Source organism: Fluviispira sanaruensis, assembly GCF_004295685.1.
In the GTDB taxonomy this organism is placed as follows: Bacteria; Bdellovibrionota_B; Oligoflexia; order Silvanigrellales; family Silvanigrellaceae; genus Silvanigrella; species Silvanigrella sanaruensis.
Window position 1 is genome coordinate 2,276,041 of sequence record NZ_AP019368.1, and the last position, 24,802, is coordinate 2,300,842.

23 protein-coding genes are annotated in these 24,802 nt (G+C 34.6%); 6 read left to right on the forward strand and 17 right to left on the reverse strand.

All coding sequences use genetic code 11. From position 1 onward, the window contains the following. Nucleotides 1–4 precede the first annotated feature (4 nt). Nucleotides 5–1,264, forward strand: coding sequence for an adenylosuccinate synthase (locus tag EZS29_RS09555; protein ID WP_130609498.1), 1,260 nt, complete (start codon nt 5–7; stop codon nt 1,262–1,264). 126 nt (nt 1,265–1,390) lie between these two features. Further along, nucleotides 1,391–2,659 carry a diphosphate--fructose-6-phosphate 1-phosphotransferase gene (locus EZS29_RS09560; protein ID WP_172603876.1) on the forward strand — a complete coding sequence of 423 codons (1,269 nt, stop codon included), beginning with the start codon at nt 1,391–1,393 and terminating at the stop codon, nt 2,657–2,659. Nucleotides 2,660–2,697: 38 nt separating this feature from the next. On the opposite strand, the gene EZS29_RS09565 is transcribed toward EZS29_RS09560, so the two are convergent. After that, a complete protein-coding gene (locus EZS29_RS09565) occupies nt 2,698–4,497 on the reverse strand; it encodes a leukocidin family pore-forming toxin (protein WP_130609504.1) in 1,800 nt (599 codons plus the stop codon). Between the two features lie 905 nt (nt 4,498–5,402). Next, nucleotides 5,403–5,834 carry a hypothetical protein gene (locus tag EZS29_RS09570; RefSeq protein ID WP_130609507.1) on the reverse strand — a complete coding sequence of 144 codons (432 nt, stop codon included), beginning with the start codon at nt 5,832–5,834 and terminating at the stop codon, nt 5,403–5,405. Between the two features lie 227 nt (nt 5,835–6,061). Between EZS29_RS09570 and EZS29_RS09575 the strand changes: the two genes are divergently transcribed. After that, a complete protein-coding gene (locus EZS29_RS09575; RefSeq protein ID WP_130609510.1) occupies nt 6,062–6,532 on the forward strand; it encodes a Dps family protein in 471 nt (156 codons plus the stop codon). A 37-nt stretch (nt 6,533–6,569) separates the two neighbouring features. Here EZS29_RS09575 and EZS29_RS09580 read toward each other — a convergent pair whose 3' ends face one another. The 7 genes from EZS29_RS09580 to EZS29_RS09610 all read right to left on the reverse strand — a co-directional run bounded on the left by EZS29_RS09580 (nt 6,570) and on the right by EZS29_RS09610 (nt 11,554). After that, nucleotides 6,570–7,313, reverse strand: a complete 744-nt coding sequence (locus tag EZS29_RS09580) for a tetratricopeptide repeat protein (protein ID WP_130609513.1) — start codon at nt 7,311–7,313, stop codon at nt 6,570–6,572. Next, nucleotides 7,310–8,161 carry a hypothetical protein gene (locus tag EZS29_RS09585; RefSeq protein ID WP_130609516.1) on the reverse strand — a complete coding sequence of 284 codons (852 nt, stop codon included), beginning with the start codon at nt 8,159–8,161 and terminating at the stop codon, nt 7,310–7,312. Before EZS29_RS09585 ends, EZS29_RS09580 begins: the two co-directional genes overlap by 4 nt. Continuing rightward, entirely contained in the window at nt 8,143–8,997 is an 855-nt protein-coding gene (locus EZS29_RS09590; RefSeq protein WP_172603877.1) for an MbnB/TglH/ChrH family RiPP precursor modification enzyme, read from the reverse strand. The genes EZS29_RS09585 and EZS29_RS09590 overlap by 19 nt, the downstream gene beginning before the upstream one ends. Nucleotides 8,998–9,001: 4 nt before the next feature. Beyond that, nucleotides 9,002–9,367, reverse strand: coding sequence for a hypothetical protein (locus EZS29_RS09595; RefSeq protein ID WP_130609524.1), 366 nt, complete (start codon nt 9,365–9,367; stop codon nt 9,002–9,004). 34 nt (nt 9,368–9,401) lie between these two features. Then, the gene (locus EZS29_RS09600; RefSeq protein ID WP_130609527.1) at nt 9,402–9,788 is read right to left on the reverse strand and encodes a hypothetical protein; all 387 of its coding nucleotides are present in this window, start codon (nt 9,786–9,788) and stop codon (nt 9,402–9,404) included. A 49-nt stretch (nt 9,789–9,837) separates the two neighbouring features. Further along, on the reverse strand, nt 9,838–10,488 hold the full coding sequence (locus tag EZS29_RS09605; protein ID WP_130609530.1) for a YceI family protein: 651 nt from the start codon (nt 10,486–10,488) through the stop codon (nt 9,838–9,840). Nucleotides 10,489–10,597: 109 nt separating this feature from the next. Then, nucleotides 10,598–11,554, reverse strand: coding sequence for a hypothetical protein (locus EZS29_RS09610; protein ID WP_130609534.1), 957 nt, complete (start codon nt 11,552–11,554; stop codon nt 10,598–10,600). Between the two features lie 83 nt (nt 11,555–11,637). Between EZS29_RS09610 and EZS29_RS09615 the strand changes: the two genes are divergently transcribed. Continuing rightward, nucleotides 11,638–11,898 (forward strand): hypothetical protein, encoded by a 261-nt coding sequence (locus tag EZS29_RS09615; RefSeq protein WP_130609536.1) that lies wholly within the window; start codon nt 11,638–11,640, stop codon nt 11,896–11,898. A 15-nt stretch (nt 11,899–11,913) separates the two neighbouring features. Here the strand turns inward: EZS29_RS09615 and EZS29_RS09620 are convergent, their stop codons facing one another. The 6 genes from EZS29_RS09620 to EZS29_RS09645 are packed head-to-tail and all read right to left on the reverse strand — an operon-like array spanning nt 11,914 to nt 19,449. Next, nucleotides 11,914–14,163, reverse strand: coding sequence for a hypothetical protein (locus EZS29_RS09620; protein ID WP_130609539.1), 2,250 nt, complete (start codon nt 14,161–14,163; stop codon nt 11,914–11,916). 21 nt (nt 14,164–14,184) lie between these two features. Beyond that, entirely contained in the window at nt 14,185–15,261 is a 1,077-nt protein-coding gene (locus EZS29_RS09625) for an aspartate-semialdehyde dehydrogenase (protein ID WP_130609542.1), read from the reverse strand. Nucleotides 15,262–15,284: 23 nt separating this feature from the next. Then, nucleotides 15,285–16,196, reverse strand: coding sequence for a CDP-diacylglycerol--serine O-phosphatidyltransferase (pssA, locus tag EZS29_RS09630; protein ID WP_130609546.1), 912 nt, complete (start codon nt 16,194–16,196; stop codon nt 15,285–15,287). Next, nucleotides 16,193–16,831, reverse strand: coding sequence for a hypothetical protein (locus EZS29_RS09635; protein WP_130609549.1), 639 nt, complete (start codon nt 16,829–16,831; stop codon nt 16,193–16,195). The genes pssA and EZS29_RS09635 overlap by 4 nt, the downstream gene beginning before the upstream one ends. Nucleotides 16,832–16,846: 15 nt before the next feature. After that, the gene (rseP, locus tag EZS29_RS09640; protein ID WP_130609552.1) at nt 16,847–18,652 is read right to left on the reverse strand and encodes an RIP metalloprotease RseP; all 1,806 of its coding nucleotides are present in this window, start codon (nt 18,650–18,652) and stop codon (nt 16,847–16,849) included. A 20-nt stretch (nt 18,653–18,672) separates the two neighbouring features. After that, a complete protein-coding gene (locus EZS29_RS09645) occupies nt 18,673–19,449 on the reverse strand; it encodes an undecaprenyl pyrophosphate synthase (RefSeq protein WP_130609555.1) in 777 nt (258 codons plus the stop codon). Nucleotides 19,450–19,685: 236 nt separating this feature from the next. Between EZS29_RS09645 and hisS the strand changes: the two genes are divergently transcribed. Then, a complete protein-coding gene (hisS, locus tag EZS29_RS09650; protein ID WP_172603878.1) occupies nt 19,686–21,023 on the forward strand; it encodes a histidine--tRNA ligase in 1,338 nt (445 codons plus the stop codon). On the opposite strand, the gene EZS29_RS09655 is transcribed toward hisS, so the two are convergent. Next, a complete protein-coding gene (locus EZS29_RS09655; protein WP_130609560.1) occupies nt 21,020–22,045 on the reverse strand; it encodes an NUDIX domain-containing protein in 1,026 nt (341 codons plus the stop codon). The genes hisS and EZS29_RS09655 overlap by 4 nt on opposite strands. Before the next feature lie 152 nt (nt 22,046–22,197). Here EZS29_RS09655 and bamJ point away from each other — a divergent pair, with 152 nt between their 5' ends. Further along, on the forward strand, nt 22,198–22,962 hold the full coding sequence (bamJ, locus tag EZS29_RS09660; RefSeq protein WP_130609563.1) for a BamJ family beta-barrel-assembly machinery protein: 765 nt from the start codon (nt 22,198–22,200) through the stop codon (nt 22,960–22,962). Between the two features lie 77 nt (nt 22,963–23,039). On the opposite strand, the gene EZS29_RS09665 is transcribed toward bamJ, so the two are convergent. After that, complete coding sequence (locus EZS29_RS09665) at nt 23,040–24,593, reverse strand: hypothetical protein (RefSeq protein ID WP_130609566.1); 1,554 nt, start codon at nt 24,591–24,593, stop codon at nt 23,040–23,042. Nucleotides 24,594–24,802: the final 209 nt, after the last annotated feature.

The window sequence follows — 24,802 nt, forward strand, 5'->3', positions numbered from 1 at the left end:
AGAAATGAAACTGCAACATGGAGCAGCGACACTGGTTCTTGGCGTTCAATATGGTGATGAAGGTAAAGGTAAGCTTGTAGACGTATTGGCCGAACAAGCCGATTTGGTTTGCCGCGTTCAAGGAGGCAATAACGCAGGCCATACTATTTGGGTGAACGGAGAAAAAATCGTCACTCAGCTTCTACCCTCAGGAATACTCAGGGAGAATTGCGAAATAGGGATCGGAGCAGGTGTTGTTGTCGATCCCTTTGTTTTGCGTGATGAACTGAAAAAAGTAAAATCCCAAGGTTACGACATCACTCCCGAGCGTTTGCACGTTGATTACCGTGCAAGTGTTATTTTGCCTTACCATAAAAATCTTGATCTCAAACGTGAACTTGAACGCTCTAAAAATACTGCAAAAATTGGTACAACGGGTCGAGGAATTGGCCCAACTTATGCCAGTCGTGCCTACCGAGAAGGGCCGCGCATAGCTGAAATATCAAGTCCAGAAAATTTTCATGCTTGGTTAAATGCCAATCCGCATCTAAAAGAAGGGCTAGAAACTAAAGTTCTTGATGAATTTCTTGAAACTGCAGAAGCATTGCGCCCCTATATGAAAGATTTAGCCATGATTGCCAACAACCGCTTGGCACAAGGGGCACGCGTACTCCTCGAAGGCGCACAGGGAGCTATGCTCGATGTGAGTTTCGGTACCTATCCATTTGTGACTTCTAGTAACTTGGTTGCGGGTTCCTGTGCAGGCGGACTTGGCATTCCTCCATGGAAAATAAGCAATATTTTGGGTGTGATAAAAGCCTATTCAACGCGGGTGGGCAATGGTCCTTATCCTGCTGAACTTTTTGGGGATTTTGCCGATGAGCTGCGCAAACGCGGCAATGAGTTTGGCACAAATACGGGTCGTCCACGTTCCGTTGGCTGGCTCGATCTCGTAGCTCTCCGTTACCTTTCCAGAATAAATGGCCTCACAGGCCTCGCAATTATGAAAGCAGATGTTCTTTCTGGTATTGAACATATTGGCATTATTACGGCTTACCGCGACAAGCGCACTCAAAAAGAAATGGTGGGCTACCCAATGACACAATCTGCCTGGGAAAATGTCGAACCTGTGGTAGAATACGTTGATGGTTGGGAATGTGTTGCAAATGGTCTCTTGCTCAATAAACAGTATCAAGCATTTATTAAAAAGATTGAAAAATATGTAGATGTTCCAAGCGTTTATATATCTACTGGCGCTGAGCGCAGTGAAGGCCTTTGGGTGTGAAAAAAACACCTAAAAAGTGGTATTGCTTTTTCAAAACGATCAAGTACATTATAAATGTATAAACAACAATTATAGCGGATTTTTTAAATGCTATAATTTTTTTTCATTTTGCGGAGAATGGAACCCATGACGCTCAAAGGTAATGCACTCATTATTCAATCTGGCGGTCCAACAGCTGTAATAAATCAATCGCTCACTGGAATTATGACTGCAAGTCGCGATTATCCTGAAGAAATTCATAGAGTCTATGGTGCCTACCATGGTTTACATGGTGTATTATACGAAAATTTTCTCGATTTATCCGCAGAAGAAAATCGTATTTGGCAAAATATATCTGTATCACCCGGAGCGGCTCTTGGTTCTGCTCGGATAAAACCAAGACATAGTGATTTAGATAGAATATTTGAAGTGTTCTCAGCGCATGATATTAAATTTGTCTTTTACAATGGTGGAAATGACTCTGCCGAAGCTGCGCAACTTATTCGTGAAGAAGCCAACAAAAGAAATTATCAAGTCCGTATTCTTCATATTCCGAAAACCATCGACAACGATCTTATGGTCACCGACCACTGTCCTGGGTATGGAAGTGTTGCTAAAGTTGTTTCGCACATTATTGCAGGCGATGACCTTGACAATCGTAGCTTTTTTAACAGTGTTAAAATAAATGTTGTGATGGGTCGGCATGCAGGATGGATCGCTGCAGCCACCGCAATTGCAAAAAAAGGTCACATTGATATTGAGGACGACGATGAAGTCGGCCCTCATCTTATTTATCTCCCAGAAGTAGAATTTAACGAGAAAAAGTTTTTATCCGACGTACAAAAAACCTACAATCGTATAGGACGCGCCACAATTGTAGTCGCAGAAGGTATTGCCGATCAACTTGGAGAAGAGCGATTTGCGGGCGAAGTTGATGAATTTGGCAATGCATTGCTCTCGAGCTCTGGTAAACTTGGAGATTATTTAAGCAATCTGATAAAAAAGAATTTATTATACAACACTTCGTTTGGCAAATTACGCTGCCGTGCAGATACCTTAGGTTATTTACAACGATCCTTAGCTGGTATGGCTTCGCACACGGATCAAGCTGATGCTTTTTTAGTGGGATCAATGGCTGTGCATTATATCATGAAAGGGGAATCAGATAAAATGGTGACCCTTGTGCGTGCTCATGGCGAAAATTACAAATGCGAAACATCATTGTGCGACCTTAAATTGGTTGCACAAAAAACAAAGCTTATGCCTAAAAGCATGATCAACAGTGAAGAAAATGGTGTCACAGAAGATTTTTATCAATATGTTCTCCCCCTTGCAGGATGTGTTCCTGAATTAAGAGCTCTAAAAGCAACGCATGTAAAGAAAAAATTATTTGATTATGTTCGCCCAGATAAATAAAAAGTCGATTATTTTCTCGGCTTTTTATTTGTTTATTTTTATAATTTTGCTTTAAATGCTTCGAATTTTATTTTTTCAGAAGATTCTGGACTGACAATTTTTAATTTTCCAGTAGAATCCTTACCCAATACTTTTTTATAATCTACATATAATTGAATATTCCCATTTGAATTTAAAATCCATTTTTGTGAATTTTCAAATGCACAGGGACGGGCAACAAAATATTTATCATCTTGAATTGTGAGACAAGAATTTTTATCTGCACGTGACTTAAACACTTTCTCTTCGTTGTCGTATCCCCAGATTTGTCCCCGCACATCTTGGCAAGATTCTAATGTAACAATAGCATTTTCACTATTTACGTCCGCATTCTTCTTAACGACACTTAAACATTTTGTCGAACCGAGATCATTCATATTTTGTAAACGAACGTTTTGTTCGGGCTCAAAAAAAGGAGAACTCCAATCCACTGTAAAACTTTCTGTTACTTCTGTAATTGTGTCCGAAGTATAAGTAGGCCAGTACCAATAGTGTCCTGATGGCGTTGGTAGCACTAATGAAACGTTTCCTAAAATAACACCAATTTCTGCACTTGTGCCTAAGCTAAATGTCGATTTACCCACTTCATTCTTATCGGCTTTGTAAATTGCCTGAAAAGATGGAGTGAAAGATTTATAGCTAATTGCAGTGAGATTTAGTTTTTCCTTAGCTATAACATTATCGTCATTCAAAACAAAACGCGTAAAGTAACAATCTCCGAAAAGTCCTCCATGATCTTTTCCTGTCAAAGCATCACACATTTTAGTCTCATTCATTTTGCTATTCCAAGACCAACTTGCATTTCCATTATAACTATTATTTTCAACATAAAACTCATTGGTTTTATAAGAAACATTCCGAGTTTCTGAAACTTGCCTTGATATATCTAAATTGATAGATGCGTTAGGTTGAGCATCTTTGTCGATCCCCAGAACGAGCCAACCTTTCATTCCGACTGTAATGCCACGCGATTCTGTGACACTCGTTTCTGGATTGGTATTTTGGGGAAAAGTAGAAACAAGTTTAACATTTGGGTTTTGATCATCAGACTGTACCCAAAAATTATATTTACTTGCAAAAGGCCCGACAAATTCATTTCGATAACCTAAAAAATTTCTCCACAACACATCTTGTCTAATTTCATCTGTGATATGCCAGCCGGTTCCACCTTCTTCGAAAGGTGAGACAGTCACAACCAAGTATTTTCCATCTTCAGTGCGGGTCACAGCACCTGTTTTTTCATCGATTTTTTGCATGGCAACTGAACCATACATATCAATTTTATAATTCAGTTCAACAAAAGTTTTTCCATCACAATAATCTTTTTTATATTCAGGATATTCTTCATATCCTTTATACATAGTCATTGGACAGGAGAGTTTTCTTTTCAAGACTGTGATGGTGACAGAAGATTTATTTAATAGATTTTTTTTTGGGTCCGAACTTTTTGCTCTTTTCTTTTTCTGCTCAAACTTTTTAATTAGGCTATTTTTTTCAGATTCTGAAATATCCTTTGGCATCACGATGTACTCTGGGCCAGTTTCCCCTCTTTTCAGAAGAACGGGTGCATTATCAATACTTATCCCACTCGATTTTTTCATAATTTCTATGTTTGAATCTGTAATCTTTCTGTTATCAGTGTCAAATATGATAACTTTTCCATCCTCATAGCCTTTTTCAAAATTTTGAAAATTTTGGGAAGTAGAAAAAGCCTCAGCTTTTGCCTTTGAAAAATCAAGACAACCACCTATAATAATACTACCTAAACCAAAACATAGGATTTTATTTTGAAATAACATAAGACTCTCTTTTTCCTCCAGATTTTACAAATAATTTCATCTCGATTTATTAACTTTCTCTAAAATCATAAAAAATCTGAATGAAAAATTATAACTATTTAATTTTAGTGATATTTCTCACAAACGATATTGTCGATATAGTTTGTGAGAAATATTTTACCATTAAAGATGCGTTTGTAAAGAAACATTTAGATACATAAAAACTTATTATAAATACCATAAATAATATTTCAATTTATATTTTATAAATACATGTATTTACTAATATTTATTTAAATTCTTACTCAAAAAAAAGAATTAATTAGAACTGAAAATTTTTTATATAAGAAGATTAAATTCCATTTTTAAATAACATTCATTTAAAATCAGAATTTAAATACAAAAAAACTCAATAAAATTTTTAATTTTTATGATGCCCTCAAGAACTGAACATGAAGACATTCGCTCATAATTGCGATAAGTATAAGCAAATCGCTAAATTTTCTGAGTCCGATGCAGCGCAAAAGTATTAGAGCAGAGTTAAAAGTAAGGTTGCCTTAGAAGCAATAAAGGAACAAACGACAATCAATGAAATAGCCACAAAATACCAAGTACATCCTAATCATGTTTGCACTTGGAAAAAAGAACTGCTTGATGAAAGTGAGAAATTAATTACAGACAAAATAAAGAAGGATGCAAAGCCTAATGAGGTTTTATTTCCTCAGCGCTATCAGTAAATAGTTCAGTGAAAAAAAATACAACACCTAGAGATTTGCATAAAGATTATTGCAGCATAAATAGGCTAAAAAGCTTAGAGAAGTAAAATCATATCATACATTAATAAATTTTATATCTTTTTTTTTGAGGATTGTTTACGCTTTATTTATTAAGTGTTAAAGAAAAAAATATTTATATTCATATAAAATTTATCTCAATATTTTTAAATTCTTATCATTTTCTTCACACTGTATTTCTCCATACTTATACTGGCATTTTATACCACAGTTCGCTTTATTGAACTTAATTTTACATTTGTATTGAGGTTTAGAAGCACAAACAGCAATACCAAAATGTTCTTTACAATCAAATCCACAAATAACACCATTAAAATTACTAATGCATGTTTCATATTTACTTTGTTTACAATCCGCCCCCCAAAGACTTTTCATACAGCTTTTTCCGCAGATTTTCTTATTTTTAAATTCAACACACTCATTAAATATATTTGTTTTATTGCTGTTAACTTGGATTTTTTCGCCACAAAAAATTCCTTCATTATTTTTAATACATATATCTCCTGCAAATGATGAAAAATGAAATAAAATAAAAGAAAAAATAAAGAGAAAAAAAAACTGCATGCAAAAACTCCCTACATAAAAAAAAATCATATACCACTCAATTTAACAAAAGAAAATATAATATTTTGATTGTCTTCTAAAAATTCTCTATAATGAAGAATAAATACTCATATAATTCAAAAAATATATTATTAAAAAAAAATAGTTCATATGGTATTACAGATTTATAAAAAATGGTTTATTATATAACGTCGATGATGTTTTACGTTTTTACTTAAGGAGTTCATATGAAAATCAATATTGGCTTAACTAAGGCAAGCACAGAGAAAGTTGTTGAAATTCTTTCACATTATCTTGCAGATTCCTATTATCTCTATCTAAAGACACACAATTTCCATTGGAATGTGACGGGGATGCATTTTCAAAACCTCCACAAACTTTTTGATGAACAATACAATGCTCTTTTTGCTAGCCTAGATGAAATTGCTGAACGTATTCGCTCCTTAGGAGAATTTGTCCCTGGCACCTATATCCAGATGAAAGATTTAACCTGTATCAAAGAGACCAAGGAAATCCAAAAAGATAAAGAAATGATTAAGATTTTATTGGATGATCACGAGAGTGTGGTGCGGAATTTACGCAATTGGATCGAGGAAGCCAACGGAGCTGGTGATGTAGGAACTGGCGATTTTCTCACTGCAAGAATTGAAGAACATGAAAAGATTGCTTGGATGCTGAGAAGTCACTTAGAAGATTAAATTATATGAGGTTGACTCTTTTTCAATGTCTACATTTTTAAGAGGACGACTCTTTTTCTTCATATTCTTTTAAATGATTTAGATTTGTACAGGCCTGTGAATAACCCGTTTGACAGGCTTTGTCGAAAATATCGCGCGCCAGCGCCTGTTTGCCTTCACGACTGTGCATCACACCTAAATTGGTACAGCCCAACATATTTCCTTTGTCACAGGCTTTCTTATAGGCAGACATAGCTCCCAGGCTGTCGCCATTGGTCAATTCTAATTTTGCTAAATACAAACAACCTATAGGATCCCCTTTCAGACATCCTTTTGAATAAAATTGATAAGCCTCTTTTAATTTGCCATTGCGTTCTTTTATGGAGGCATAGTTTGTACAAGCGAGGGGATTGCTATTTAAACATGCGAATTTAAAATAATACTCAGCTTGGGCTGTGTTTTTTTCATTAAAAAAGACATTACCCAAATACAAACAGCCTTGACTGTCTCCGACTTTACAGCCTTTTAAATAAAAATCTTTTGCTTTCACAATATTTGTAGTTTTTTCGTGCAATACGCCTAGATTTGTACAGCCCACTGGATCTAAATATTTACAGCTTTCACTAAAAAGTTCGAACGCTTTTTTATAATCGCCTCTGTCAAAAAATGATATTCCTGATTTTGTACAAGTATTTGCATTCACTTTACAGTTTAGCCCATTTTCTTGCATAACTTTATCTTGAGCTTTGACTATAATGGGAAAAAATAAAATAATATAAAAAAGCAGTAAATATCTTTTCATATTCCCTTTACCAATGCTTTATGTTGAGTTAACAAAGCAATCCACGAAGAAAATTTTTCTGAATCAAAGTTATCATCAACCTGCATATTTTCAATAGAAAGCTCTAAACTTTTTCCTTCACTCATATTTTCAACAAATGAAATATACTCTTCTGGAATATGTAACACTTCTAAAGTACAAGCCGAGCTTTTATACAGCAATAAACTTTCAGCAACATTTTGGATAGCGGAAAATTTCTGAACACGTAATTCTTCAATCTCCTGCGATATTTCTTCACTTAAAGAGTTGCCTGCCGCATCAAAACGGTCTTCTATCTCACGCGCAACATTATACATTTGATACAGTGGCCAATGTGATTTAATTACACTATGATTGCGTTGTAAAAATATTTCTGAAGGCTTTGGAATAAAAGATGAGTTAAAAATAAAGTTCTCTGTCAAAGGATTTTCTGAAGCTAAAACTTGATCTCGAATAAGGCATAAGCGCATAAAATCAGGAACAAAAGGACATTCTTCAATATTTTCGTTTTGTTCTAAATACTTTGGGATATCCAATAAAGAGTCATTCATATTTAATGAAGTTGGATTATCTAAAAAATACTCAACAATAAGTCCAGCAACAAATTTTTTTTCAAATAAGCAACTTGCCAAATTAAAAACGGTTTCAGGAAAAACGGAAGAGATCCTAGCAAAGTAACTTGTTCGATAAGCTTCAATTCGATGCAACGTATTTCTCACGAAAATATCGCCCATTTTATCAGCAAAAGAATCTATAATATCATCTGCTGGATTTTTCTGAGTTGTTCTCAAAAAAAAATCCTGTATTTCTTTTAATTCTTCAAATTGCATAATAAATTATTTCCAAAATTGATTTCGTAAATAAGCTCATCAAATGGAGCTGCATCATCGTCTCTTTCAATAATTGCAGTTCTAAAACCAATGTTCTTTAAAGCCCAAAGCATAAGTTTCCAGACATTTTCACAGGCAAGTTTATCATGTGTATCAAATAAAAAATCATCTAAAACCGAATGTCCTGCAATGTGATATTGATTCACATATTCAGGATTAACTTTAGCCAATTCTACGTTTGCTTCATAGCCATGATTGAAAGCTGATACATATATATTATTTACATCTAACAAGATACCAGCTCCTGTCCTTTTACAAATTTCATCTAGAAATTCGATTTCTGTATACTCATTGTCTTGATAAGAAACATATGAAGATATATTTTCAAGAGAATATTGTCGTCCAAGTATATCTTGAATTTGATTAACTTTATCACATATTAAATTTAAAGTTACAGAATTAAAGGGAATTGGTAAAAGATCAAAACTGTTATGAGTTTTTGAAGCAGAAAAACATAAATGATCAGAAACCACTTCTGGATTAAGATTTTTTAAAAAATCTCTTAATTGATAACAATACTCTTTATCTAATTGTTCTGTTGAGGCTATATTCATGCCGACACCATGAACAACGACTTTTGTTCTTTCAGCTATTTTAAAAAGATGCAATAAACCTGCTCCACCTTTTAAATACATATAATTATCCGCCATGATTTCTAGCGGAGGCAATTGAGAAATTTCATGCCAAAAAGAATAATGAGCAGTTCGTAAGCCTGCTCCAAATATTCCTGCCGGATAAGTTAAAATTCTTTTTTCAATCTCTTGAGATGAAATCACATCTTTAACCTTTATCTACAGTTTTTTTCCCAGTTTGGTCTTTAACAATTAAAAATCCGCCTTCAATTTTATGACAAGATCCTCGCGCAACATAAAGCCAACCTAGAAAACCTTTTTTGCCAGCTCCCCCAATATTACCAGCACATTCATAAGGTTGAGTCTTTGCATACTTTTTAGCAAATGCTTTTTTTGCAGCATCGATATCATCTTGTTCAACTGAACAGGATGTAAGACCTTTGCATTTATTTATGCCAAAGCACTTCTCAACTTCTTGAGTAACATGTGCAGGACTGCTATTCGAACCTTCTGCAAAACATGCTAAAGTTATACCGTTCAAAGCTGCAATTAAAATAATTTCATTCTTCTTCATTATGTCACCTTATAAAATGACTTGAAAATTATTTTTAGAGTTTTTTAACCGCACCCTTATCAATCAAAAAACCACCCAGCTCTTTGCATTTCTTTGCTGAGGTATAAAACCAATTTACATTTCCTTTTGCTCCAGCGCATTTTGCATGCGTACCGCAATCATGCACATCTACTTTGGCATATTTTTTTTCTAATTTTCCATTGTGCACTGCTTCCTCAATGATTTTTTTATCACTTTCTGTTACTGAACATTTCGCTCTCTCTTTACTAGATGAGTCTTTCTCTTTAATAGGTGAGTCTGCTCCACATTTATTTGCTCCCCAACATTTAACTTCATCAGCGTTCGCAGAAGCAGAAACACTGAGAGCACCCACCGCCAAACCAGCTAAAGCAGCACTGACAATTACTTTTTTATTCTTCATAAAACTCTCCTTTAAATAGATGAAAAGTTAAGATTCCAAACAACAGTAACTAAATTTTCCTGACTCCTTCACAGATAATATTTATTGTTACGACATCTCCAACCACTGGACCTGCCTCAACTATATTTTGAAAACTCACCCCAAAATCTTTTCTGACAAGTTCAGCTGTAGCTTTAAAAGCTTGAGTTATTTTTCCACTTGATTTTACTTGGCCTTTATATGTTACTTTAAATGTAATAGGCTTCGTAACACCCCGTATAGTAATATTTCCAATTAAATCAAATTTATTATCATCTGTTTTCTTTGCAGACGTTGATTTAAAAATCATATTTGGGAATTTTTTTGCATCGAAAAAATCTGCACTTTTTAAATGATCATCTCTCTTTTTCACCCCAGTATCGACAGATGTACTTATAGCGCTTGCTTCAAGCTGAGTTTGTGAAAAATCTTCTGGATTGAATTTAAAATTTCCACTGAACTTTTTAAATTCCCCTGTCACTGTGCTTACCACTAAGTGAGCTACTTCAAATGTTACTTTAGAGTGATCTGTATCAACAACATACTTAGGAGCATCTGCCTTTGTTGCGGCTTCTGCAACAATTATGCTTTCAGGATGCTTAGGTATTATTTCATTTGAAAAAGCTTGTAACGTAACAGAAATTGAAGCTAAATACAATGCAGCTATTTTCTTTGAAAGCATCAAAAGCTCCTATAAATAAAAAGTAATATTCATTTGATAGAGATAATAATAGTAGGAAGGATTTAAAAGGAAAGTCAAACGTCAAAAACTCAACTCTTTTAAAGAGCGCTCACGTCAATTCAACAGAAGCTTTTGCTTGTTCTAAAAACACATTGAGTCCTGGATATTTATCCCGAGCTTTTAATGCCCAATAGAGTTGTTTTCTTGGCTGTTCATGCCTCATAAGAATAAGTAGTAAAAGTTCTTCATCAGCAGTGATAGCTTTTCGTTCTTTTTGAATTCTTTTCAATTCGTATGAAGCCATAGCACGAATTTTTTCGTCAAATCCTTCATGTTTTTTTCTAAATGCATTGAGATCATCAACATCCGCCATTTCTTCTCTATATTTGTTCATATAATGAAACCACGCTCCAGCAAGCATTGAGAGAGATGGTATTTCTTTTGAGAAAAAATTAATCAGCGATATTATCTGCTCAAGTGAATGATCTTCTAAAAGCAACGCAGCAAATTTTTCTTCTTTATTCACATCAATTTCATTTTTATGATAATTCACAAAAGCAGAGATAATTTTATCAATTGCTTCTGTATTTTTTAAAATTTCTTTATTATTTTTATCACTTTTATTAACATTCTTTTTAGGAAAAAGAAGAGCTTCTTGACTTGACATAGAGACCTTACGTGGTTTGCTCTTTTTCTTAATTTCTTTTTGAGGAATCAATGAATGTAAATTTTTAGCATCTCCGAGCATTCTCTTATTTCTTTCAGGTGTGCTGCGCAAATTTGTCCATTTTTCAGGATCGAGAACCATACGAATCACTAAAGTTTTTTCATGTTTCTTTGTTATGCTCAAGATATTACTGACAGAAAGCTCTTCAATTGCTGATTTTACAAGACGCTCAGGAACTCCTAATAAAATTGACAATTCACCCGTGCTAGATACGATTTCTTCAATTCCTGCAACTAAGCAATTCAGTACATAAAGGACCATAGAATAGCTACATGAACTCAAGCGCGCAACTGCTAAAACTTTAAATCCACCCCGCTCCCAAAAACTACGTAAATTCACATTTGTCCCCCAAAGCTGTTGATTCAATTTAAATCTTTAAATTCCGAAAAGTCATATGAAACTCAGGAAAAAAGGAAAATAACATGATACAAAGATTTTTAACAATTGCTGAACTCCCTGAACTCCGTCCTGATCCTATCCAAACTGATAAAAGTATACCAGAGCTAGAGGTCATTATACCCGTAGACATATATTGGCAGATTCAAGATATTATTAAAAATATGCGTTATGCACGTGTTTCTGATTTTTCAATCGATAGACACTGGCGAGATTTTATAAGGCTTATTTATCCATGTATTTTATTAGAAAAAGATCGCTTATGGTTTAGACGAAATGTTGGATAATATTTAAATTATTATTTATTTTAATAAAAAAACAAATCCTGCTTGAATAAAAATTCCTGATGAAGAAATAGCTGGAGATGGGTTTAAATTATATGAGACAGATGACCTTAACAACACATCATTTAAAAATAATCCCAGATCCCCAGGATTAACCGCAAAAATGCTGATTAAGCTGATGTCTAAGTTAGCGCCTACTTCATAGATAGGACTCCAAACAGTAATTCCAGAACTAAGGTTAGAACCATCACTGGATTGTGGAGTGGTTCCCGTTTTAGCCTCTTCACGCAAACGCATATAGCCAATTCCACCAAAAACTCCGGGTTGGATAAATAAAAAGGAAGGATGACGATAACGGAGACCTACAATAATTTCTCCAGTTAAGGAATAAATACTGCGCGTATAATCCTGAGAAACCCCTGTATTTGTTGTAACATTACCTGTGCTAGAATTTGTAAGGTATCGACCAAGGGCACCAACTGATATACCAACATTGTCTAACCAAAAAATCTGCTCACCTCCCAACTCAAAAAGCATTGTTGATTGAGAGGAATAATATTTATCATATAATTCTTTATCAGCTGAAGGTAATAAAACTCCCCCAGTAATAAAAATATCATAATTAGGATGTTTAAATGTTTCTATTGTATTTTTTTTTTCGTCTGTTAATTCCTGCGCACTCGCTTCTGGAAAAATCAGGTTCATCAGTTTATGATATGCACTTTTCACTTGTTCTGCTGACTTCTTAAAAAATCCACTTGTATAATAAATAGATTTACCAGTATATTCTAAGATAAAATTTGTTGCGGGTTTTAATTTTGGATGATCATTTAACCAAGCTGCCCACGTGTGAGCTTGGGAATAATAAAAAGGAGTTATCCCCAGGGGAGTTAAATATTCATCACGAATAATGCGCCAATAAAAAACCGATTTACTGTTCACATCACCCGAAGCCGCAGTTACCACAAAACAATCCGTCTCTGTTTTAGGTAAATTTGGTGTTTTGTCTGTGCTTGCCAATGGAATTTCCACTGGTGCAACATAGTAAATGGGCGAATGCGCTAAGCTGTATTTAGGTGAACTTGCATTTATCGATGTATCATAGCCATTGTTGAGTGCCCAAGCCATCACTCCATATATTTCACCATTTTTTAAATTACCTTTGCTCCAAGAGGATTGGGTCGAAGGGATATACACTGCATAATAACAACCAACGGGAGTTCCCGTGCTATCACTGGCAAATAAAGTGGGATTAGATGTTAAAGGCACAGCTGCTGTATCTGCCGTTAAATTCGTAAATGAAGAGGAAAGAGTTGAATCAAACGTAAGTGGAGCCGTTGCATTCGTACAACCGAGGGCTGAGGACGTTCCACCCCATGACATTGAACTATTATATGGTGTGTATGTACAAATGCTTGTCGTGTTTTGCGCTGCATTATTAATAGAAACGGGATTGAGATAAAAAGCCCACCCACCGGGGTTTGCTTTGCATCCTGTGGCATCTTCATTGGCATCGCGGTCAAGCCAATACAGCAGAACGTAGCCAGAAAATGTGTTGGCCGTAGTCTTTATAAGATTCGTGCTTGTTGCATCTGCAGCCGCTAGATTTGTTGGAGCCGCTAAATTCACTACTATAGCGCTGTCAGCAGAACTAACAGAAATTGTTGGAGGATAGAGCATAGCACCATTATCTGCTTGCCACGAAAATTTTAAAGAATTATTCACAGTGGAGCTATAAATTGGGATAATTCCTAAAGCATTATTTGTTGAATCAATTAGATTTTGAACTTTAGCTGGCAGTTTATTATTTATACTTGAATCCGTAAAATATAAAGTAACAATTATTGTTCCTACATAAACATTATTGACAGTCCGCATGCCCTTATCATTGACTTCAATTGTCACACCTTCATTTCCAGCACTCGACAAATAATAATCTTGTGGACTGCCATTATTTGAGTCAACAAAGCGCACTCCCCAGTTTTGATTAGAATAATTAATAGGAATTGTTGCATCTGCAGGATTATAAAGTTTTAAACTGTAGGTTAAAACCAATTTAGAAATATTGTCTTTTGCCTGTCTTGGTGGCACAAAGGAAGCTGTGAAGCTATTTGCTGCATAAACAGCTACAGAACTTGCAGAACATGTAACGTTCGTTGTTAAGGTTGAATCACAAACATCGAGAGCTAAATTTTGATTTTGAGCATAACTCAGTTGGGCAATAAAAGTTAAATATAAATAAAAAAAAACAAAAAATACATTTTTCACAGTTCAGACTCTTTCAGTGAATTATTTTCTTTTTAAGGAAATAATTGTTCCATTCAGTGCACAATGATTTATAACTTGTATAGCATTCAAAGCGGCACCCTTTCTTAAATTATCGCTCACAATCCACAAAGAAATGCCATTCTCAAAAACATCCGTCGTACGAATGCGACTGACATAAACTTCGTCTTTGCCATGCGCTTCACGTGGTGTTACAAAAAGTTCAAAATCATCTTCCTCAAGTTTAGAACTTTCATCTATTACTCGTAAACCGGCAAATTTTGCCAGTATTTCTTTAACGTGTTTAGCTGTTACTTTATTTTTAAATTCTAACGTAACAGATTCACCATGTCCCACAAATGTTGGAACTCTCACACTTGTTGCTGCTAAAGGAAGATTAACTTTTTCTAATATTTTACGTGTTTCCGCAATAATTTTTGCTTCTTCATCGGTGTCACCATTTTCTAAAATCCCAGCCACATATGGCATAACGTTAAAGGCTATTGATTTGGGGAATACATCTGATTTCCCACAAGTAAGATCTTGGTTGACAAAAAAGTTTTGGGTTTCTTCTGTTAAAGTTTCGACACCTGGTTTGCCTGCACCAGAAACACTTTGATAGGTAGAAACAATTGCTCGCTTAAGAGAAAACTCATTATCTAAAGCTTTTAGAACCATTACGAGAGGAATTGTACAGCAATTAGGACTTGCAATCACAGGAAATTTTGCAATTTTTTCGTAAGAAAGTGTATGCCCATTCACTTCTGGCACAACAAGCGGAACGTCTGGATGAACGCGAAATGCAGATGATTTATCTATGCAAAGAATGCCTTTCTCAGCAAGTTTTGGAATATATTCTTGTGATATAGCGGCATCGGTAGCGAATAATAATGCATCACATTCGAGCATAGAATCTAATTGAATTTCTTCAATTGTAACCTTAGTATTTCTAAAATTGAAAACTTTTCCAGCAGAACTCCGAGAAGCATACATTTTTAATTTTTTAACTTTGAATCCTGAAAAATCATCTGCAAGAATATCAAATGCAGTTTGCCCAACAACCCCGGTGGCACCTACAATTCCTATGGTCAATTCTAACATGTACAAATGCTCCAAAAAATTATTTAAGATTCCTCTGAATTATTTCCAGCTTCAAAAAGTTCATCTTCTTCCTCTGCTCTATCTTTGCGAGTGAATAACCATAAAATGGGTCCATGTGAACAATAGATAATTAAAAGCAATGCTAAAGAAACAACAAATTGAATATTTAAAAATAATGCAAAAATAATTAAGACCGCTGCGAAAACACGGAAAGGTCTTTTTCTCGGCAAACGAATTGCCTTGTGACTTATATATTCAAATGTTGAGATCATGCCAAGGGCTAGTAAAAAAGTAATTACGAGGAGAGTTGTATTTCTTACATCTGCACTCGTCAATGCCTGCGCAAGAGTCACTTCCCATTGCGAATGATCGACAATTGTCCAGCTTGCAAGTTCTTGTTGAGCCATAATAAAAACGGCTAATGGGGCTGCAGCCATTGGAATCGGAATACCTGTGAAATTACCGTTCGCTCTGCCCATTGAACTTTGCACATTAAAACGTGCTAAACGCAATGCTCCACAAGCTGCAAAAATAAAAGCGACACAAAACCCAAGTCTAAAAAATTCATTTAACCCATAATTATATATAACAACTGCAGGAGCAACCCCAAAAGAAACAAGATCGCACAATGAATCAAGCTGAACACCAAATGAACTTTGAGTATGGGTTAAACGCGCAACACTACCATCCAGACCATCACATATTCCTGCTGCCAGAATTGCATATGCAGCAAAGACAAAGTTCTGCATTTCGCCACTCATCCTACCATCAATGGAATACTTTATTGCAAGCAAACCAAAAAAAAGTGAGGTGGCCGTAATGAGATTTGGCAATAAATAAATACTTGATTTTACGCGCCTTCTTTTTTCGATAAAAGACGTGACATTATGCTGTCCTTTGTCATTTAAATTTTCATCTCGCAGATCGCTATTCATTTATTTAATCCTTCATTTAATTTTATGACTGGGCCAGGTTCTCGTCCATATTCAGGAATTAGAGAGTCAACAAATATTCTATCTTCAATCCGTGCATGTAAAAGACTTGCCAAAAGATCAAAAAAAGTTACAAAACCAGTGGATTCATCTTCTTCATGATAATCACCCAACTGTTCAATAAACTCTTCTTCTACAGACATATTACGACATTTTGCTAAGAGTTCTGGGGTTAAAAATGTTTTCACTGGTAAAAGATTGATTGGCAATCCCATTTTTAATCCATTGGCAAAAGCGCATCCGAGACGCAAACCTGTAAAAGACCCAGGGCCTGTGCCAACTAGTAATGTTTTAATTTCGTGCGATTTTATTAAAAATCTATCCAATGTTTTTGTATATAAATGAAAAAGATTTTCTGCAGTTTTTCCTTTCACCCGAGAGAATATCAAATCTTCAAACTCAAGTAATTCGATATTATCATCGCGAATTTGAGTCATCTTTGAATTCTTTATGAGAGTATAATAATCAAGCTCATTGAATGATGATGAAAAAATAAGATCACTTTTAAAGAGAGCGATCCCCACTCCTCTTCTATGAGTTAGAATAAGGGCAAAGGGGAATTCAAGTTGAGAAAACACAAAATATCCTTTAGATTAAAAGCGTATCAAGCGCAAAATATCATTATAAAATACCACAACAAAAAGTCCTAAAAGAATAAGTATTCCTGCTCGCTGAACGCCTAATTGAATTGATTTTGGCAGTGGCTTTCCATATGCCGATTCAACAGCATGTAAAAGCAATGCACCACCATCGAGGGCAGGTAAAGGCAAGAGATTCATCATTCCGACATTTATACTGATGAATGCCATGGTAAAGACAAAAGTCATCAACCCACCTTTTGCAGCTTCGCCAGCAACACCAGCAATAGCAATTGGGCCGCCGAGATTAGACAAAGGGATAGAACCTGTCACCAGCATTTTAATACTCGTTAAAGTTAAGCTCATTTGACTGAGCATAGAATGAAAGCCTTTTTCAAAAGCATCTAAAATTGAGTTTGCTTTAAATAAAACAGGCTTTAGAGCAACATTTTGAGTCATATACTGCACAGGAAAGTCTAAAAATAAATGTTCACGATTGAGGTGATCAACCCCTTGACGCAAAGGAATACTACAATTTAATGTTGTCTGCGCGCCATTTGCTCGGATCACATCCATTTTAATATTAGCTTTTGTTAACTTATCGCTTTTTTGTATAGCACTTTTTGTTAATTTATCGAGCCAAATATAAAATTGAGATAAAGAAAGAATCCTGCCATAACCATCAACAGAATAAAGTGTGTCCCCGGGAGCTAATCCACAGCTTTTCCAGCCATCTTGCGCTGATAACATTTTGTTACCATTAGGTAAATCTGAGAATAAGGCAACGGTTTGATCCGTCGAAAGGAGAGCTTTATTCCAAGGAATATCCCGCATTTTTTTATGACTTAAATAACTTTCTGCCCAGTTTTTTAATTTATTATCTAATAACTCAAAATTAATTGCTAATTTCTCTGCTTTTTTATGTTCGCCATTTCGTTCAATCTCAAATTTTATTGGAGAATGAGTTGTGTATTTATTATTTTTAATATTTAGGGCTAAATTATATTCTGACTGAGTATTCGTAACCCGTCTCAAAGCATAAATTACTTCAAAGAGATAATTTGTTTCTTTACCATTAATTTTAAGAATTTTATCTCCACTTTTTAGACCCAAACTTGCAAAAAATGAATCCTTAGATACGACAATATTTGGTGAATTAAATGAATTCACTATGCCAATTCTGCCCACAAATTGAGTATTGCCAAAGATTGTTTCAACTTCTTCTTTTTTTGGGATAAGCTCAAGCTGTACTTCTTTGCCGTCTCTTTCAATAACGACAGATAATTTATTTTCTGCATTTTTTGAAATAGCTGATGATAATTGCGACCAATTTGCAACTTCTTTTTCATTGATTTTTAGAAATTTATCCCCTGTTTCTAAACCAAAACCTTCTGCTACAGAGTCTGGCAAAACAGAAATAACAGGAAGTTCCTGAGGAATACCAAAGATACTTATTCCTGTTAAAACTAAAAAACTCAAAACAAAATTTGCAAAAGGGCCCGCGAAAGAAACGATTGCTCTTTTATAAACTTTTGCATGTAAGATAGATTTTTCTCTATTTTCCATTGGAATATTTTCTTCAATATCAGCACCATAAAATCGGACATATCCTCCAAGAGGAAACCAATTGATTCTGTAATCTGTGGTGCCTTTTTTTATTGAAAAAGCTTTTGGTCCAAAACCAATACTAAATTCTTCGACTTGAATTCCAAAAATTTTACCTGCGACAAAATGTCCAAGTTCATGAACAAATACAACAACTCCTATCAGTATAATAAAGGCTATAATCGTATTTGAAAATATTGTCTGTAGAATTTCCATCTACACGATCCTTTCTCTTCTCAGCCAAGAGTCATGTTGAATGATTTTTCTGCTAATTGCTCAGACGTTTTGCCAAAACGCCTTTCTCTTAATGAATACATTTGTAACAGCTCTACCATTTTTTTTGAATCAAAATCTGGCCACAATATATTGTCAAAAAAGAGCTCAGCATAAGCGAGTTGCCACAATAAAAAATTGCTGACACGATACTCACCACTTGTTCTGATAAACATATCTAATGGGGGAAGGCCTTTTGTATCGAGTGATTGTTCGAATATCTTTTCATTTATTTCATTTGCATTGAGTTCTTCCTGCTGAACATTCTTGACAATTTTTTGCACTGCACGAAGAATTTCCCCTTGCGCACTATAACTTAATGCAATGCTTAAATGCATGCCGGTATTATTTTTTGTGTCTTTTTCCAAATTCTCAATTAACTCTATTATGTCTTTAGATAATTTAATGCGATTTCCAATGACTCTAAATTGTACATTTTTCTCTACAATCCGTTTGTGCTCTTTCCGAATATACCACCGGAGAAGTCCCATAATTCCATAAACTTCTTCTTCTGGCCTGCACCAATTTTCTTCTGAAAAAGCAAACAGAGTTAATGCTTCTATTCCTAAATTACCGCAAAGTTCTGTGATTTCTTGAACTCTTTCAACCCCTTTATGATGTCCCGAAATACGGGGTAAGACCCGCTTTGTAGCCCAACGCCCATTTCCATCCATCACAATTCCAATGTGCTGAGGAAGTTTAAGAGGATTTAAGTTCCATTTATCACAATAACTATTCATGATTTATGCCTGTGAAAAACTGCAATGTTAGACAAATAAACACATCAATGTTAAGTAAATCTCAGTGTTTGACAATTCTCAAGATTACGAATCTGCAATCTGACACATATAAATACTCGAGATCAAGCTTCTGGTGAAGTCAATTTTAAAAATTGACAGCCAGAATCTATGCCATTAGCTTAGCAAAAGCTCATAAGAGCCTAACCCAGTCTGACATGTGTAGGAATGATAAAAATATGGCAAATGATATCCAAAAGACTAAAAAAGCAAGCCTGAGCACTCAAGGTTACAGAGGAACTCGAGATTTTTTTCCCGAAGATCAACGCTTAAAAAAATATGTTTACGCAAAAATTCACACTGTCATGCATTCTTTTGGATATGAAGAATATAACGGCCCTATTGTTGAGCATCTCGAACTCTATGCAGCAAAATCAAGTGAAGAAATTGTCCGCGAACAACTTTATTCTTTTAAAGATAAAGGAGAAAGAACTCTTGCCATTCGTCCTGAAATGACACCGACCCTCGCAAGAATGATCGCCTCTAAACAGAGAGAACTGACCCGCCCTATCCGCTGGTACAGTATCCCGACCTGCATGCGTTTTGAGCGCCCTCAACGTGGAAGATTGCGTGAGTTTGATCAACTCAATGTCGATTTATTCGGTGGCATTCCACTTGATGAAGATGTTGAAATTATCCTGACCGCAATTGAGGTTCTCAAAAGTGTTGGTGCGACAGATGAACAATTTACAGTAAAAGTAAATCACCGAGGGATCATAAACGCATTTCTTGACCACAATTTAAGCATCTCGAAAGATATTATTCCGCAATTATTACGCCTGCTCGACAAAAGAGATAAAATTTCATCAGAAGTTTTTCATACAGAATGTAAAAAACTTGAATTAGACGATAAGAAAATTGAGAGCCTCGAAGTATTTCTCAATTCTTCGATTGAAGAAATTATTCAAATTCTAAAAGAAAATTCTCTAGATGCAATTGAGCTTAAAAAAAGAATTGATATTTTAAAAGAATTAACCAACTCTCAGTGTGTAAAATTCTCTCCCGATATTATGCGAGGATTTGATTATTATACAGGCATGGTTTTCGAAGTTTTTGACAATCATCCTGATAATAACCGTGCACTTTTTGGTGGTGGCCGTTATGACAATCTCGTAGGAGCTTTTGGCGGGGATGAGTTGCCAGGCATAGGCTATGGAATGGGAGATGTGGCCATTTTAAACTTTATGGAATCTCACAATCTCACTCCGAAATTAAAAAAAGAAACAGATGTTTGTGTTTTGCGTTTTTCAGAAAACGACAGACTGGATTCACTTAAGATTTCAACAATTTTAAGAAATTATCAGATTAAAGTCGAAGCACCTATTGTGCAAAGCAAATTTGGGAAGCAAATTCAAAATGCAGAAAAATCGGGGGCAAAAGCTGTTGTATTTCGTGGAAATGACGAACTGCAAAATAATTTATTTGCGGTCAAATGGCTTCACTCTGGTGAACAAGAGACTTTTGCCATTGAAAAAAGTGGTTATGAACAATTTATTAAAAAATTAAAAAATATTTAATAGTTACGCAAGAACCATTGAATAATTTGAAAAAAATCTGAGTAAAAACAATGCTCATTTGTATAAATATCATCATACAAAACCCATTCTACTTGAGATATATTTTTTCCTGCCGTTACCTTAGGGTACGGCACATCATTTAATTCGAAAAGAAACGTATGAGAAATTGTTTTTTCTAAAGGATTTCTTCCGGCATAATCAAAAGTTCCTTCTTTTTTATAATATTGCCTTAATTTTTCTGGAGAAATATGAAGTCCTGTTTCTTCTATTAAAGCTCTTGCAACACACTCAAAATAAGATTCATTTTCTTTTGGAGTAGCCTCCGGCAGCGAGTATAAATTTTGTGAAAATATTTCTTTTCTTTTAACAAATAAAAAATAACCACCACATGCTATAATTGCATTACAAACCGTTTTTTCTGGGTCTCTTTTCAAATGTAACTTTAATGACTCAAATGCATTAAATTTGGCTTTTAATATTTTATAGTCCTCAGTCCTTTTATATTTTTTTAAATGAGGAATAACTCCTTCCGGGATATGCTCATATAATGTCTTTATCTTGTCTCTTAAAAAATAACTCATGCGAAAATCAGTGGCATTAATTCCTTTGTAATTACCTGTCTCCATAAATTTCCAATTTGGAAAAAGTCGTAAATAATACGAAGAAGAATCTTTTTCATGCCCTATTATTGCGATTGATTTGCCAGATCCAACCTTCTTTTCTACTTCATTTATAATATTACTTTTCCAAATATCTTCATTATAAAGTCTATCCCGAATACAGATAAATTGAATTTTCTTTAATTGTGCTTGCGAAAGAGCAGATTGAATCATTGCAATTCTCTCTTCAGCAAGCCATGGGCCTCGGATCGAAGCTGACATTCGATAACTGCCTAAAATTATAATAAGTTGATGGGCGTTCTGCAAAGCAATCCGTACACTATTTACATGTCCCTTATGAAAAGGCTGAAAACGACCAATAAACACTGCAGCATCAAATTTAAATGATTTTTGCTTTACCATGAAAACTCCTCTCTCAGTCCAATATATTAACACTTAGCGTATTAAATTTAGGAGTGCTAGTGCTTGACACTTATATACAACAGTAATACAGTCCTGCCATCATTCGTTTGTCTACGAATGCCGTATTTCTAATCATAAGAAGGAATTCTGTCATGAAGATTGCTTCAACAAAAAAATGGGCACTTGTTGCAGCCCTCGCATGTTCCCCTGTGATCTCGCTTGCAGCAAATGCAACGACACCCATCCCTCAAACTGCAAAGAAAAGTACAGTGACCTTCAAAAACGACGAAGAAAAAGCAGGATATATTATTGGCCATCAGTTTTCATCCAGTATCAATGGATCGGATTTCAAAATTGACAAAAAGGCTTTGCTCAAAGCTTTTGAAGAAGGCCTAAATGGCAAAAAGTCTGAATTGAGTGAAAAAGAATCCCAAGAATTCATGCAAAAATATTTAACTGAACAACAAAAACTGATTGGTGATAAAAACCAAAAAGCAGGCGAAGATTTCTTAAATAAGAATAAGAAAGAAAAAGGTATTGTCACACTCCCAAGCGGTCTACAATACAAGATTGTTTCCGAAGGAAAAGGTGGAAAGCCAAAATTAACAGACACTGTGACTGTTAATTACGAAGGAACCTTAATCAATGGTAAGGTTTTTGATAGCTCCTATGAACGTGGTCAGCCTGCAACATTCCCAGTCAACGGCGTTATAAAAGGCTGGACAGAAGCTCTCCAACTTATGCCAGAAGGCTCCACTTGGATGCTCTATATTCCAGCTTCTCTTGCATATGGCGCACAATCTCCATCTCCAAATATTGGGCCAAACTCTACACTTGTTTTCAAAGTGAATCTCGTTTCTATAGCTAAACCTGCAGCACAGGCGCCAGCAAAAGAAAATGAAAATGTAAAAAAATAAATTAATATTTAATTATTTTAAAAGGCATCCTGTTTAGGATGCCTTTTTTTATAAACATAGATAAAATGAAACTTATTTTATAAATATAAATTGTTTTGCCGTGAATCTGAAATGAATTTAAAATCATTTCCGTAAGTATCATGTCCATCCAATGTTAACTTAAAGTAGACATCTGCGGAAACATGTGTGCAGCCATTACAATAACTTTGCGTAACCAATGCCAGGTCATTTTTCTGGAAAGAAGCTAAGCTAAAGTATGAACCATCTAAATTAATGCTATCTATAAGATTTGGTTTGTGTTTTAAGGAAATAAGATCGAGAACTTGAAATTTTCTACCGTATTTAAAGTTATAATTAATTCCTACATCATAGTTTTGGTTAGAGTTGTATTTCATACTTGGAGAATTATCATAAAACCCACGCACTAGATTAAAACTCTCACGATTGAACTTAAGTGGTTTTAGCCCTGTTGTATAATGCTCTCCAAATGTTGTATCTGTCATGGAAAAGCTGCTCAAACGATAGTGATAAAGATTTGGATAAACTTCAACTTTTGGAGAAACACGAACTACAGAGCGAGTCGATGCTGTGAATCCAAAACCAGTACTTTTTTCTTGCACGAGATGAAATAGATTTTCAGTTGGATAAATTATTTTATCTAAACTTTGGATTGTTAAATATCCATTGTCACTTGTCTGTATCGTTTTTATTTCACCCAATTTATTAATGTATTCAATTTTCCCACCTATGATAATGTTTTCACCTCCATTACTCGAAGTAAAAAACAATTTGTGATAATTATAGGAATCATTTGTAGGAGAATTCATACAACGGGAAAATTTATTTTTCATTTGGGAGACACTATATGTACTGCTATTATTTTCTTGCTCAATAAATAGATTTGTATTTCCTCTTCGAACAAAAACTTGTATGGCATCATAGACTTCCTTTTCATCTACTGTGATTTTTTTGTAGTTTTTGTCCGTGATGGAAAGGCTTGGAAAAAGAGGTATATTATGTTTACCATTTGCATACATTCTTTTTTCAGAACAAATAGTTCCCATATTTAGAGATGCATAAACTTCATCATACATGGATAAATCGAGCACATTTTTTGGAATGGTTTGGAATTTTATTTGATCTAATTTTATCAATTTTGAATCATTTCCATTATAATACGCTATTTTTATTTCATCTGACCCTTTTTGGTCATGACGTTGTGGGGAAAAAATAATTTTATACACGCAACTCTGGGAAGGAGAGAGCTCTTTATCACAAGAATTATTTAATATTTGTAAAGGATAAGTCAATGGCAGAGGTTCCACCCGAATATAATCGGAGGGACTTGTGTTGGTAATTGTTACTATCGCTTCACTTTTATCTCCTAAATGAGCATTTAGCTTCTGCGTAGAAATTAGATATGCTAAATTTGAAAGTCTGAGTAATTTATTTCTATTTTCTTTTTTTTCAGATTTTAAATCACTCGTTGTTTGAAAATTTTTTCTTGCATTTGCTAGTTTAGGTGCAAGGCTTTCAATCGGTGAAATGACATCCGCAGAGATTTGTACAGAATAAAAAATAGAAGAGATGATCATTAACTTTGGAAACAATTTTTGTCTAATGCTTACCATATATATATCCTTATTATATAATTGAACGACTTATATAAAATTTCAAAATTATTTCTATTTTTAAAAAGTTAACAGTTTTCCATATCCATCTCTCCTTTTTTACAAATTAAACTCATCTTATTAATTTCTTAATATGCACATCCTTTTCTAAGAATAAATATTCTAAATATTAATTTGGTTTCAATTGTTTACATATACTAACTCTTACA